This window comes from Cognatundibacterium squillarum, assembly GCF_014652435.1.
Taxonomy (GTDB): Bacteria; Pseudomonadota; Gammaproteobacteria; order Burkholderiales; family Burkholderiaceae_D; genus Undibacterium; species Undibacterium squillarum.
Window position 1 is genome coordinate 329606 of the sequence record NZ_BMYU01000001.1, and the last position, 14076, is coordinate 343681.

The 14076-nt window shown below is 51.1% G+C and carries 12 protein-coding genes; 4 read left to right on the plus strand and 8 right to left on the minus strand.

Annotation, left to right across the window (positions count from 1 at the left end):
- Nucleotides 1–355: 355 nt before the first annotated feature.
- The 5 genes from IE092_RS01435 to IE092_RS01455 are packed head-to-tail and all read right to left on the minus strand — an operon-like array spanning nt 356 to nt 3787.
- Nucleotides 356–1573, minus strand: a complete 1218-nt coding sequence (locus IE092_RS01435; RefSeq protein WP_189355224.1) for a hypothetical protein — start codon at nt 1571–1573, stop codon at nt 356–358.
- Between the two features lie 59 nt (nt 1574–1632).
- Nucleotides 1633–2391 (minus strand): hypothetical protein, encoded by a 759-nt coding sequence (locus IE092_RS01440; RefSeq protein ID WP_189355225.1) that lies wholly within the window; start codon nt 2389–2391, stop codon nt 1633–1635.
- A 7-nt stretch (nt 2392–2398) separates the two neighbouring features.
- A complete protein-coding gene (locus tag IE092_RS01445) occupies nt 2399–2977 on the minus strand; it encodes a hypothetical protein (protein WP_189355226.1) in 579 nt (192 codons plus the stop codon).
- Nucleotides 2974–3252 (minus strand): DnaJ domain-containing protein, encoded by a 279-nt coding sequence (locus IE092_RS01450; RefSeq protein ID WP_189355227.1) that lies wholly within the window; start codon nt 3250–3252, stop codon nt 2974–2976. Before IE092_RS01450 ends, IE092_RS01445 begins: the two co-directional genes overlap by 4 nt.
- Nucleotides 3253–3307: 55 nt before the next feature.
- Nucleotides 3308–3787, minus strand: a complete 480-nt coding sequence (locus tag IE092_RS01455; RefSeq protein ID WP_189355228.1) for an FKBP-type peptidyl-prolyl cis-trans isomerase — start codon at nt 3785–3787, stop codon at nt 3308–3310.
- 404 nt (nt 3788–4191) lie between these two features.
- On the opposite strand from IE092_RS01455, the gene IE092_RS01460 reads away from it, so the two are divergent.
- From IE092_RS01460 to IE092_RS01475, 4 genes are all read left to right on the plus strand, one after another.
- Complete coding sequence (locus tag IE092_RS01460) at nt 4192–5400, plus strand: hypothetical protein (protein ID WP_189355229.1); 1209 nt, start codon at nt 4192–4194, stop codon at nt 5398–5400.
- A 4-nt stretch (nt 5401–5404) separates the two neighbouring features.
- A complete protein-coding gene (locus IE092_RS01465; protein ID WP_189355230.1) occupies nt 5405–5842 on the plus strand; it encodes a hypothetical protein in 438 nt (145 codons plus the stop codon).
- A complete protein-coding gene (locus IE092_RS01470) occupies nt 5843–7471 on the plus strand; it encodes a sensor domain-containing diguanylate cyclase (RefSeq protein WP_189355231.1) in 1629 nt (542 codons plus the stop codon).
- 259 nt (nt 7472–7730) lie between these two features.
- Nucleotides 7731–9647 carry a tetratricopeptide repeat-containing diguanylate cyclase gene (locus IE092_RS01475; protein WP_189355232.1) on the plus strand — a complete coding sequence of 639 codons (1917 nt, stop codon included), beginning with the start codon at nt 7731–7733 and terminating at the stop codon, nt 9645–9647.
- A gap of 11 nt (nt 9648–9658) precedes the next feature.
- Here IE092_RS01475 and IE092_RS01480 read toward each other — a convergent pair whose 3' ends face one another.
- From IE092_RS01480 to IE092_RS01490, 3 genes are read right to left on the minus strand one after another with little or no spacing between them, the layout of a single operon-like run.
- A complete protein-coding gene (locus IE092_RS01480; RefSeq protein ID WP_189355233.1) occupies nt 9659–11083 on the minus strand; it encodes a DNA recombination protein RmuC in 1425 nt (474 codons plus the stop codon).
- Complete coding sequence (locus IE092_RS01485; protein WP_189355234.1) at nt 11083–11526, minus strand: group II truncated hemoglobin; 444 nt, start codon at nt 11524–11526, stop codon at nt 11083–11085. The genes IE092_RS01480 and IE092_RS01485 overlap by 1 nt, the downstream gene beginning before the upstream one ends.
- A gap of 37 nt (nt 11527–11563) precedes the next feature.
- Nucleotides 11564–14062 (minus strand): ABC transporter permease, encoded by a 2499-nt coding sequence (locus tag IE092_RS01490; RefSeq protein ID WP_229792971.1) that lies wholly within the window; start codon nt 14060–14062, stop codon nt 11564–11566.
- Between the last annotated feature and the right edge of the window lie 14 nt (nt 14063–14076).

Genomic DNA, 14076 nt, shown 5'->3' on the forward strand with positions numbered 1-14076 from the left:
CGTACATTCCTTGCGCATCGATTTGTTTGCGACCCTTATCGCAAAGCAGAACCGAAAATGATATGAGCCAGATTTGAATCGGATGCTCAATCACGCCAAGAACGCTGAGAACACCGTTAACCAGTTAAAATGCGGTGTTCTGCACAGGTCCCGGCTTGTCGTCGGCAGAAACACCGGGCTTACGAAATGCACCCATGCAGATTGCTGCATCATGGCGTGTCCGAATCGGCACTGAGATTGTCATCTGCCAAAGGAAAAGACCATAAAAAAGCCCCCGATCACAGGCGGGGGCTTTCTCGTTTTGAGTCAGGTTCGGATTGTGTCAAGCGACATTCCGGCCAGATACCGGAAGAGATCAGCGATTTTGCTGGATATGACAATGCATCGCTAAGAAACGCAAAGCGCCTGTGTAAGTGTCATCCCATTCGTCCATCATGTAATTCTCCGCCTCTTCCACGAATATCTGCCAGTCTTCCAGCAAACCTTCCTGTTTTTCATGCGGGGCATGCTGACGAATCCAGGTAACGGCTTTTTCGTGCGCAAAACCCTGCTCACGGAACTGCTTCACCAGTGCTTTCGCATTTTTCACCGGCAGTTCTGTTTTCGGCGTCACACCGGCTGCGATACACAGGAACAAGGTCATGAGCGAATCGACATCGGTTTTACCCTGCGTGATCCGTGTCCACTCTTTCGAGACCAGTGCATCGTAAGCCGAGGTATCTTCGATCTCGATATCGCGCAGGAAGTAACGGTCTTTCAGGGTGAACACCAGACGGTCCAGCGATTGCTTTTTATCTGCAAACACCGGTACATCCTGGGCAATAATCTCTGCGCGCACACGTTCAGCCACAGGCAGCCAATGTTCCGGCACTTCCGATAAATCGATCTGTTCCAGTGCCTGCAGGCGCTTCGCCGCACTCAGCTTACGTACCGATTCAGCCATCCGTGCGAAGTCGACCTGATTCTGCAATTCAGTTTCGTTGTCGCCAAACGCAATCAGCAACAACGCTGTCCGTACCACACTGGCAGCCTCGATATGCTCTTCTTTCAGATCCGCTGCACCCAGCCCCAGATAACCGGCAAACCAGACCGCCGCATCCAACTCTTCCTGATTCTGCTTCCGGTAAGCCAGCGCTTTCAGGTAGGCGTCGTAATCTTCTTTCAAAGACCAGGCATCAAGAAAGTCTTCGACTTTGCCTTTTGCCACTTCACCGAACATCGGAAATTCCGGCATGGCGAATAAGGCTTTCAGCAAGCCGGAGCCGCCGCGTGACAAGGTCAGAAAAGTATTGTCGCGTATCATGCGGGCAGCGACATCGACATCACCTTCCGACACATCACGCAAATACAAACTGACCAGATTCACGATGCGTTTACGCGCCAGCTCCAGCTCCGGACGCAGGTATTTACTGCCGAAAGCATCGGCAATCTGCACAATGCCCTTCGCCGCTTCAGTGCCCAGCGTTTCCATACGGGCAGAAGTCAGAATGGCACGCTGCAGACCGTGCCGCAGCGCGGTTTCAAAAAACGGCCGGTTATCGACCACTGCAATATGTAATCCGGTTCCTGTCATGGAATACCTTTAGCAAAAAGAGAAGTAATGAAGAAACGAATATCAGTCAGCGCAATGCATCAGAGCGCGGACTCTTCATCATCGTCGTCTTTATCTTCTTCTTTGCGCAGTGGCTCGTGGCCATCATCTTCCGCAACACCGCCGCTCTCTTCCAGCTCTTCCTGCTGCATCTTCGCCAGATAGGCACGATAACGGGCGCGCAGCTTCATCAGCACTTCGCGGAAAATTTCCGGCAATTCATTGCGCAGAATATGGGTGACCTGCATCCAGTCATGATCTTCCAGATTCGCCATATCCAGCGGTGATGCCAGCCCTTCCGTATCGCGGTCCAGATTCATCAGATCATCTTCACGCGCTTCGGTGCGGCTGTCGCCGTATTCATGCAGATCAAAGGTGGCGTATTTGTAAAAATGCTCAACCATCGGCGCACGGTCCAGCAGATAATCTGCCAGCGCATCATAGCCACCATCGACTTCACCGATTTCATACAGAAATTCGGCAGGATCCGCGCCTTCGCGGAAAATCACCGAATTAATCATGCCGCGCAGCTGTTCATGCGTCTGATCGCCGTAGCGGCGCTCCAGCACAACCGCCTGTGCAAACTGTTCAGGCGTCACCAGCAGGTTGATCACGGATTCACGCGAAGCATCGTATTCACGAATCACTGCCAGCAAATCTTTCGATGGCAGATCATCGAGCGCGCGTACCAGAGCACGGTCGCCCTGCGTATCCGCAATCGACACCAGTGCATGTTCAGCACCGGCAATGTCACCGGCCATAATCAGATTCTGTGCTTCAATAATTGCAGGCAAAGTCATTTATCGCTCACTCCTTACGGTCAAAGCCTTGTTCTACCAGCCAGTCAGCACCGGCCTCGTCCAGATCACGGTCATCACCATCATCGCCGTCATCGCGGTCGTAACGGCCTACATTGCCATCATCACCATCGTAATCATCATCGCTGCTGTCGTCGTCTTCATCCTGATCGTTCTGAGGCGCCGCCGTTTGTGCACCGCGATGACCGCGCAGCAAATATTCCAGTGCAGCAGCGATCACCAGAAAGCGATCACCGCCCTCTTCTTTCAGCACCAGCTTCGCCAGTGCCTCCGCCCAGGGTTCCAGACGCACAGATTTCGTCAGCGCAGACCATGCCGGCAACTGATGCGCTTCTTTGCTGATGACGCCTTCCAGAGCCAGCGGATTCAGGAAAATAAATGCCTGATGAAATGCCGGTGCCAGCATTTCAGGATTGCTTTCCATCATCGGTAACAACAAAGGTAATTGCTGCGCTTTTTCGCGCAGACGTGCTTTCAGTACGTTTTTACCTTCTGAATCTGACTTCAGATCTTCAATTTCCGCCTGATAAACCGCCATCAGGTCATCAAAAAAACGTGACAACTTCACTGTGTTACTCCTGCAATATAGTTTTGCCAGATCTCGCCTGCTGTTTCCAGCGGCGAATCCAGCAAATTACGGCGCCGGTTATCATCATAAGCGGCCCGTTTTTCATCATCTGACAAAACGTCATACGCTTCTTTCACCTCATGAAATTTCTGAGGTGCCAGTTCCGAGCTGTTACGGTCAGGATGGAACTCCGCCGCTTTCACCCGGAACGCTTTTTTAATGTCCGCCAGCGTCGCTGTTGGTGCGAGACCAAGAATGATGTAATAGTCTTTCATCTGTCTGTTAAGCGTGATTTCTGACAAACTGTCCCGATCCGGCGCTGCTCAGGCATCAATGATGATGGCCGCCTTCGCCGTGTACGTGGCCGTGTGCCACTTCTTCATCGGTAGCAGCACGTACTTCCAGTACTTCGGTTTCAAAACGGATATGCATGCCTGCCAGAGGATGATTGCCATCCAGAGTTACTTTGCCGTCTTCAATCGCACGCACGGTGAACAGCAAATGTTCACCGGTGGTTTCATCCAGTGTTTCAAACTGCATACCGATTTCGATGTCCGGCGGGAATGCGCTGACTTCTTCTTCGCGCATATACTCGGCATCGTATTCGCCGAAACCATCTTCCGGTGACAGCTCAACCACCACCTGATCACCGGCTTTTTTGTTTTCCAGCGCGGCTTCCACTGCAGGCAGGATATTGTCGTAGCCACCATGCAAATACACGATCGGCGCTGCGTTCTGATCGATCAGCTGACCATCCGCGTTAAACATTTTGTAGTTCAGAGTGACAACTGAGTTTTGTTGGATTTGCATGATTTTTAATTGAATTGATTGCGGGAGAATGATTTCCGGTGGTGCAGATGTCTTTGATGCCACCGGGACAAGGGGCGGTATTGTAGCAGATAAAGCCCCCCTGACCTGCCGGAAAATGCTGACCGGAAGCCTGACGCAGCTTAACCGAATCTGCACCGGACCGGCTTGAAAGATAGGCATTCAAGCCGCGAATTCAATAGCAGTCAGATCAAAACCACATCAGATAGTCAAAAATCTTGAAAACGGTGGTGTTGTTATAGCAGCAGCAAAGTTTCTGCCTATACTGCAACCATACTGACAGCACAAAAACAGCGACAATGCGAACCCTCATTCCAATTAGACATGCAAACCGCTGTGACCGAAAGCCAGGAGAACTTTTCCTGCTATCGGGCATTTTGTTTTTTTTGGCAGTAAGCAGCACAGCCAGATCACAAGCGGAAGAATTACCCGGCGTCGAACTGACCGGTTTCGGCACTTTCGGTGCCGCTTACAACACCACGAACAAAGTTGACTTACTACGCGATCTGTCACAAACCAATGGCGTTGGTTACAGCCGAAAATTAGATTTCGGACTTGATTCGAATGTAGGCCTGCAGCTGGATATGCACTCAGCTGTCAGAACAATCAGTGGTGCAATACAGGTCGTCGCAAAACGCGATCATGCTGGGATTACACCTAATCTGACCCTTGCATTCGTCCGCTATGCCGAAGATGATTGGTCACTCCGCACAGGTCGTGTCGGCTTTGATGTCTACCCCAATGCAGATTCGCGCCTGATCGGTTACTCCTATGTCTGGCAACGTCCTCCGGTTGAATTTTTCGGCCCTTTAATTTTCTCTCATTTCGATGGTGCAGATCTTCAGTTTCGGTATCGTCGCGATAACCAGGAATGGCGGTTGAAGCTGTATTCCGGCATTACGAATGAAAAGGTTGAAGTCACGCCGGCCAGCACTTATTTCTTGCTGAACCATTCGCGCCTGCACGGCGGTCATCTTGAGTATCGCCAGGATCCCTGGTCTTTCCGTGCGTCGTATGCAGAACTGCATATTGCGAATGAGAATCCCGCTCTACAAAGTTCACTGGATCAGTTGCGCTCTCCGGGCATCAGCTTTTTTGTCCCGAATGCGAATCCTGTGGCCGATAAGCTTCAGATGAAGGGCAAGGTATTCCGATTCAGCGCACTCAGCCTGACCTACGACAACGGACCATGGCTGTGGGAAGCTATGGCAGGTCGCACCCTGACCGGCAATACTTTTATTCCGGACTATAAGGCAGGCTTTATCAGTGGTAGTTACCGGCGCGGAAAATTCACGCATTACGGCGTACTTTCTGCCATTCGCCCGCTGACAGATCCAGAAAAAGCCATTGTGCTGCCCGGTGCGCCACCTGAGCTGATTGCTGGTGCAAATGCACTGAATACCCAAATGATAAATCAGCGCGGCTGGCAAACTTCGTTGTCGGCAGGCTTGCGTTATGACCTTACGCCACAATCAAATCTTAAGTTTCAGATCGATTTTGTACGCAGTCACGATAATCTGCTGCTCCGACGAGTACAACCCGACTGGAATCGTGAGGCAGTTTTACTGAGTGCTACCTATAACTTTATTTTCTGAACTTATGCGCCGCTTCTGTCTGTTATGGCTATTCACACTCTTACTGACGGTGACTCAAACCGCCAGTGCTGAGCTCGTGGTTGTCGTCAGTGCCGCATCCGGAATCGAAAAAATGAGCCGTGACGAAGTGGTCGATCTGTTTATGGGGCGCACCAGGAAATTACCGAACGGCACGCTGGCCATTCCGGTCGATTTATCAAATACCAACCCGGAAAAAGCACTTTTTTATCAGCAACTGATAGGACGGGAACTGGCCGAAGTCAATTCTTACTGGGCTCGCCTGCGATTTTCCGGACAGGGAATGCCGCCAATACAGGCGGAAAATGCGGATGAGCTAGTACGCTTAATTGCTGACAATAAAAGTGCAATCGGATACATTGACCGGAAAAAACTGGATCGTCGCCTGAAACCGGTTTATATATTTAGCCAGACTACTCCCTGAATGAAAAATTTTCTGACCAACAGTTTACTCGCCCGCACAACGGTGCTCGTGCTTGGCATCAGTTTTCTAGTGGGTAGTCTGTTTTCAGGTCTTGCGTATATTTACTTTTTACAGGCAGAACAAGAACGTGCTGTCAGCTACACAGCTGGTTTGCTGGACACTGTCGAGGACACAATGCAAATCGCCTGCTACCTCTCTGATCGTAATCTGGCAAAAGATGTGGTAGACGGTATTGGCAAGCGCAAGGAAGTCAAAAGCATACGAATCAGTAACAGTAAAGCCGTTCTGGCTGAATTCCACCGAAAGAACAGTGGAGCAGTCACTGCGCTGCCAGACTGGCTGGTACCCGGGACGGGCCAAATTAATAAAACAATTTATTCTCCATTTAACTTGCGCGAACCAGTTTGCCAGGCATCGATTGAGCTGAGTCAGCCTGAAATCAGAAATCATAGTAACCGTAACGCAGGATTTATTGCGGCATTGCTATTAATTGAAATGATAGTTCTGTCTGTGGTCGCAGGGGGACTGATTTTGCTAATGGTTGTCAGACCGATTCAGAAAATCTCACGCGGTCTGCACAGACTGAACGCCGAGCAAGGCCAACAGTTACCGGCGCTGTCCAGTCACCGTTACGATGAATTGGGTACGCTGATCGACGACATTAATTTGCTGATTATCAAACTAGTGGCACTTATCAGCAAGGAACGTGCATTAAAAACGGAGCACGAAAAAGGTGAACTGAAACTGAGAACGATTTTTGAAAAAGCCGAAACCGGCATTTTTCAGTTGAATGACTCCGGCGAAATTCTGGCATCTAATCCGGCATTCAGACGTATGCTGGCCTTGCCTGAACATTTATCTCACGCCCCCGATGCTTTATTGCGTCTAATGGAAGGTCAGGAACTACGGTTGCATCTGATGATCTATCAGGCAACTCATCAACAACAAACCATGGCAGAGGACTTCTGCATTGAACCAGAACAGAGCGGTGGCCAGAAAAAATGGATACACCTAGTCGTACACTCCGCCAGCGAAGGTGTCCTGCAAGGATTGATTAATGATGTAACCGAACGTAAACGTCAGGAAGAACAAGCGCAACGGCTAGCAGTTACTGATCATTTGACCGGATTGAACAACAGACTTGGCTTCGAACGGGAAATTCAGCGCCTGCATAAAGAACACCTGGCAAATAACGGGCAGCCATTTGTATTGATGATGATAGACCTGGACCAGTTTAAGCAAGTGAACGATACGCTGGGACACCACGCTGGTGATCAGGTATTACGCCATTTCGCGACTTTACTTAACTCTGTTCTGCGGAAAACCGATTTCACGGCGCGCTTAGGGGGAGACGAATTTGTTGCGCTGCTAAAAGATGTGCATGAATATGCGACTGCACAAAAAGTTGCAGAAAAAATCCTGTCACTAGTGGCAGAGCCTGTCATGATAGAAGATAGCAGCGAGGCGCGTATTGGAGCAAGTATCGGCATTTGTTTTGCAGACCAAAGCGCATTTGATATTCAGGAGTTAATGAATGCTGCCGACGATGCCATGTACACAGTAAAGCAATCCGGTAGAAATGGTTTTCACCTCCGAATACTGAATCCACCTGAAAGCGTCCCTAAATGACGAATGGTGCACAAATGAAATTTTGATCAGGCTGATCCTGTTATCAAAGAAATCTAACCCGCACAGTAGTATACAAAGGCAATAAATCAAATATATTATTGCCTCTTTTCCCTCTGGAGGTCAGCAGATGCAACTCGCAAAGAATTTACGAAAATTCTGTTGCACTGCACTTGTAATCTCTGGTTTTACGTCTGCAGCCACGAACGCACGTCAGTTGGAACATCTGGGGATGGAAGTCTTTTCACCATTTGAGACTGAAATGGATCAACTGGCAAATCGCTATGGCGACAAGCCGGAACTTGCCCTCAAGTACCTCGCAGAGCTAAAAGCAAAAACAACTATTCCGGTCGAAATCGCTACTGCACAAGCATACCGTTGCGGCTTACTGTCGGGATTACGCAAGTTAAAAGATATCCCTGCAGTTATTTCTGAACTGGAATCGGTACCTGCTGATGGAGGTCAGCGTCAGGCAAAACTGGCTGCTGTAGAACTCTGTAAATTGTACGCGCTAGATGAAACTGAGCGCGGTAAGTATGACAGCCTGGTAGCAGCAGCGTTTCACTTTATCAAATCCGCGCAAGCACCGACTTTGCGGTACTGGATCAGTACCATGTATGTCGATATGACATCACGTCAGGGACGTGCGCGCGATGCAATGGAAGCAGCAAAAATTGCTCTGAACGTCGCACGTTCGAATAATGACACTCGCCGCCAAAGCACCGCTCTGCGGGATCTTGCGCTAATCGAGGTTGACTTCGGCAGCAAGGAGGATGCGCTTACCCATATTGATGAAGCTATCCGTATGGCACAGACCGGAAATGTCCCCGCTTCTGAACTCGAATACATGCTGAACCGCGGTTTTATCTTAACTGCACTACAACAGATAAAGGACGCAAAGAAATGTTATCAGCAAGCTGAAACACTGGCCGCTCAGCTCAACCGTGATGATATTCCCGGAATCATTTGGAGCAACCTCAGTGACATTGCTTATCAGGAAGGTAAATTTCAGGATTCGAAAGTTTTATCCGAGAAACTATTGCAATGGGCGAATAGCAGAAAAGATGTAAGGATGGCCGCCTATGCGCGTGTTTCTCTCGGTATCGTACTCATACGGCTTGGTCAGCCTGATCTGGCTGACAATTACTTTCATGATGGCATTCGCTATTTTGAGTCGGAAAAACAGCTGGTTGACATGAGAGAGTATTACGGAATCCGCGCTGTGGCATTGGCCGCTGCAGGTGACTTCAAACGTGCCTATTATTCTCTCGAAAAAAAACTGGATTACAGTACAGAAATCGATCAGAACAGCCGTGGTCATGATGCTGCCGAATTGCGTGAATTATTAAAAACTGAACAACGTGAAAAAGAAAATCTGGAACTGCGTCAGCAAGCACAACAAAGCCGGGTCGCGGTAAAAGAAGCCCAACTGAGGATACAGCGCTGGTGGCTGCTGGCCGGCCTGCTCGGCGTATTTTTACTTGCCGCAATTCAGGTTATCTGGTTTTCACGTCGTAAAAACCAGTTATTAGAAAGAGAGAATCAGCATCTTGACCGTGAACGCTATCTTGATGCGTTGACAGGGCTACATAACTGGCGCTATCTGATGGACAGAAAAGCACAAATGTGGGCACATGCCTTACAAGAACATCAGCGCGGTCGCTGCGCCGCCATCATGATTATTGACGCTGACTTCTTTAAAAAAGTTAACGACACCTTCGGCCATGCAGCGGGCGATGCCGCGCTGATTGAGATTGCGAACCGTTTGAAACGCAATATACGCGAGACGGATTTGCTGGTACGCTGGGGCGGTGAAGAGTTTGTCATCTTTACTGATGCACCGAACCAGGAAGGACTGATTAATCAGATCGACCGGCTGCTAAAGGATTTCAAACCATTCCCATTGAATTTTGAGGAGCAGCAAATCACGCTGAGTGTCTCAATCGGCTATGCACTGATGCCTCTGAGCTGGGCTGATCAGAGTCATGCAGATATTGATCAGTCGCTGATTATGGCGGATTCCGCATTGTATATGGCAAAATCCCGTGGACGTAACCGAGCAATCGGTGTTCATTTACTGCGTCAGCAAAAACTTGACCGGCAACAGATACTGCAGGATCTGAGCCTCACAGAGGGGGCAGGCGAGGCAATACTGGTGGAATCTGTCGGCCCGAAATAAAACTCAGATAATCAGTTCACATCTTCTGCTGACGAATCCAGCAGGCTTTGTGTTTTCTCGTCGGGCAATGCTTCTACTTGCTTCAGCTTGCGGCTCATCTGACGTGTTCTGACTTCTGCCTGATCAATATTCCGTGCAGCTTTTTCTAAGGCAGTGCGGGTTGCCGCGAGCACATCACCGAACTTGGTAAATTCGGTTTTCACAGCCCCCAGCACTTCCCAGACTTCAGACGAACGTTTTTCCAGCGTCAGTGTACGGAAACCCATTTGCAGACTGTTCAGCAATGCCGATAAAGTTGACGGGCCGGCAATAGTAACGCGGCTGACGCGCTGAATTTCATCTGCCAGTCCCGGACGACGCATGACTTCCGCGTATAAACCTTCAGTTGGCAGAAACAGAATGGCAAAATCCGTAGAAAATGGCGGAACGATATACTTTTCAGCGATTGTTCTGGCCTCGCTTCTGACAGCACGTTCCAGTTCACGACCCGCAGTCAGCACTGCGTCTGCATCCGCGCGGTCTGCCGCTTCCTGCAGCCGTTCATATTGTTCTTTCGGGAATTTCGCATCAACCGGCAACCAGACTGCTTCAGCGTCATCACTGCGCCCAGGCAGACGAATCGCGAACTCAACCCTCTCCCCGCTTCCCCGCCGGACCTCAACATTTTTGGCGTATTGTGCCGGCGTCAGCATCTGTTCCAGAATCATCTCAAGCTGCACTTCGCCCCATGTGCCGCGCGTTTTCACATTGGTCAGGACTTTTTTCAGATCGCCAACGCCAGTTGCCAGTTGCTGCATTTCACCAAGTCCCTGATGGACTTTTTCCAGTCTGTCAGACACCAGCCGGAACGATTCACCCAGCCTTTGCTCCAGCGTTGCATGCAGTTTCTCATCAACCGTCTTACGCATTTCTTCCAGCTTCTGCGTATTGTCGGTCTGTAACTGAGCGATTTTCTGCTCCAGTGTCTGTCGTATTTCCTGCAAGCGGCTGGCGTTACCTTCGCTCAGTGCCAGAACCGATTGCTGCAATGAATCCGATAGCTGGCGCAGCGCTGCGCCCTGCTCTTCGCGCAATTGCTGACTGAGCTGCGTCTGTGTCTGGCGGAACATTTCCAGCTGTTGCGCAAAGCTGTCAAGCTGCGCTTTTGCAGACAAATGATGTTGCTGCTGTTGCGCAATCAACAGTTGCTGCAAGCGAGTTTGCCCGGCTGCAGCCTCCTGCCTGCCGGATGACGCTTGTTGCTGAATCTGATCACCCAGCGCACGCACGGTGCGCTCCTGCTCTGCCACAATCTGTGCGTTCAAATGCTGCAGCATTTGCTGCAATTGCGCATCTGCTTCCTGCCCTGTTGCGCCTGCATTCTTTCTGATCTGCCAGATTTGCAGACCCAGTACCGCGATCACCAGCCCTGGCAGCAGCCAATCCAGTCCGCTCATCAGCGGCCCGCCTGATTCCGCATCCAGTCGGCGGTCTGATAAAACGACATCATTAAATGCTCCTGCATTTCCTGATCAAGTCCGACATCCTGCATCGCCCATGCCATGCAGCGCAACCACTGATCCCGTTCACTGACACCGATTGCGTAAGGTAAGTGCCGCGCACGTAAGCGCGGGTGTCCGAACTGACTGATATACAGATCCGGACCACCCATCCAGCCACTGAGAAACCAGAACAATTTATCGCGCGAACTGTCCATCGGCGTCGGGTGCATCGCACGAATTCCGGCAAACTCCGGTTCCAGCTCCATCAGGTCATAAAACCGGTCTACCAGTTCGCGAACCACCGTTTCTCCGCCAATGCGTTCGTAAAGCGTTTGCTCACGGTCGTTTGTCTGTTCTGTCGTTTCCTGAGAATCTTGCTTTGAACCTTGCTCTGTCACTGCCAATACCTTTTAATTAAAATATTAATTTAGAACGTCAGCTGGCTTCGCGCAGACTGGCGACCGGTGGCCGCGTCAGAATACGCTGCAGACCAACGCCGGCAGCCAGCAAAGAGCATGAAATGCCGGCGATGATGCCTGCAATCCATGGCAACAGCGAGAACTGCCACGTAAATTCGAAAAACTGTGTCGCCAGCATCCATCCTATTGCGCTGGCTGTCAGTGCTGCGAGGACACCGGACATCATGCCCAGTAAGCTGAATTCCAGCCACTGTGCACGCTGTAATTGCTTTTTAGTCGCGCCCAGTGCCCGCAACAGTGCCGACTCTTGCTGGCGCACATCCAGCGACCCTGCTAATGCAGCGTAAAGCACCAGCATGCCGGATACCAGCGCAAACAGGAACAGGAATTCGACCGCTGCAATCACCTGATTCAGCACATCCTGCACTTGTTTCACCATCGCCCCGCTGTCAACCACGGTCAGATTCGGAAAATCTGCGCTGAGCTGGCTGACACGCTGCATCTGTTCCGGTTTGACATGAAATGCAGAAATCCAGCTTTGCGGTAAATTTTCAGCAACGTCCGGCGTCAGCAATACAAAAAAGTTCACGCGCATCGAAGCCCAGTCCACTTTACGCAGACTGGTGATTTTGACTTCGAATTTCTGACCGGCCACATCAAACTGCAGTTTATCGTACAGTTTCAGCCCCAGTGTTTTTGCCAGGCCTTCCTCTACCGACGCACCCGATGTTTCGTAAGGTTCAAACCAGCTACCGGCAGTCAGCTGATTAGCAGCAGGCAAGCGATCACTGGTTGATAAATTAAATTCGCGATCCACCAGACGTTTTGCCTGATCCGCCGCATAATCATCCACGCTGACAGCTTTTCCGTTCACTGCGGTCAGCCTGCCGCGTATCATCGGATACATCGGTGGCTGCTGAAATTCGCTGAGCCTGTTTGCGATATCGGCTTTTTGTTCCGGCTGTACATTCAGGACAAAATGATTCGGCGCATCCGGCGGCGATGCCTGACGCCAGGCGGCCAGTAAATCCTGACGCACAACCGTCAGTAACAGCAATGCTGTCAGACCAAGAGCCAGCGAAACCATTTGCACCACTGTCACCATCCGGCGGCGCAACAGATTATTCACGGCAAAACGCCAGCTCTGAAATGGCAGACGGTGGCGCAGCAATCCCAGCACGGACAATAATCCCCTTCCCGCCAGAGCAAACACCCCGCCCGCAACCACAAACCCGACCGCCAGCAAGATACTCATTTTGATCTGGCCGGTATGCCAGATCATCAGACCCAGCATCGCAAGCAGTCCGGTCAGATACGCGCCCCATAACCACTGGCGTCCGCTATCTAACTGACGGCGAATCACATGGGTGTGCGGCACTTTACGTAAACGCAGCACTTGCGGCATCGCAAAACCGGCAAGCAAAACCACACCTGTAAGCAAACCTTTTCCTGCCGTCGCAACACTCGCCGGTGGCAAATCGGTGGTCAGCAGATCGCCGAGCCAGCGTATCAGTGCCAGATGGCCTGCATAACCCAGCAAGACACCCGCAACACTGCCGGCAATCGCCAGCATCAGAAATTCCAGCGCAAACACGGTTGTTGCCTGCGTCTGCGTTAAACCCAGACAACGCAACATAGCGACCGCATCCAGATGACGCTGCATATAGCGATTTGCTGCCATCGCAATCGCCAGTGCTGCCAGTAAGGCCGCGAGTAAGCTGACCAGAGACAGGAATTGCTCTGCGCGATCCAGTGTGCTGCGCATTTCCGGTCTGCCACTTTCCCAGCTTTCCATCCGGACGCCGCGATACTGTCCCTTGTCCAGCATGGTTTGCCACTGCTTTTGCAAACCGGCTATGGCATTCTTTTCGCCGGCAACCAGCAAACGGTAGGTCACACGGGAACCATCCTGTATCAGTCCGGTTGCTGACAGATCAGACATCGCAATCATCGCGCGCGGCGCAAAGTTCATAAAGCCTGCGCCACGATCCGGCTCGTTTTCAATCACAGCGGCGATACGTAAAGTCAGATCACCGAGACGCAAAGCCTGTCCGGTTTTCAGATTCAGCGCATACAGCAGGCTCTGATCGACCCAGACCGTGCCTGCTGCCGGTGCACTGGCAGATTGCAACTGGTTTTGTGCATCACGGATTTTCAGCGTGCCGCGCAGGGGGTAAGCAGTTGAGACCGCTTTCAGTGAAACCAGTTTTGCAGACGGCTGTTCGTTATCCGTACTAAAAGCCATACTGGGAAACACGACGGTTTCGGCGCTTTGCACGCCACTGGCAGCAATTTTTTCTTTCCACTCAGGAGCCAGTGGCTGATCACCGCTGACCAGTAAATCGGATGCGAGTAACTGGTGGGCATTCTGCTCCAGTCCGGCGCGCATACGGTCACTGAGAAAACCCACGGAGGCCAGCGAAGCCACCGCGATCATCAGTGCAATCAAGAGAAAATTCAGTTCCCCTGCGCGCCAGTCACGCAAAGTCATTCGTCCGGCCAGCGATGCAATCATGCCCAGCTCCTGTC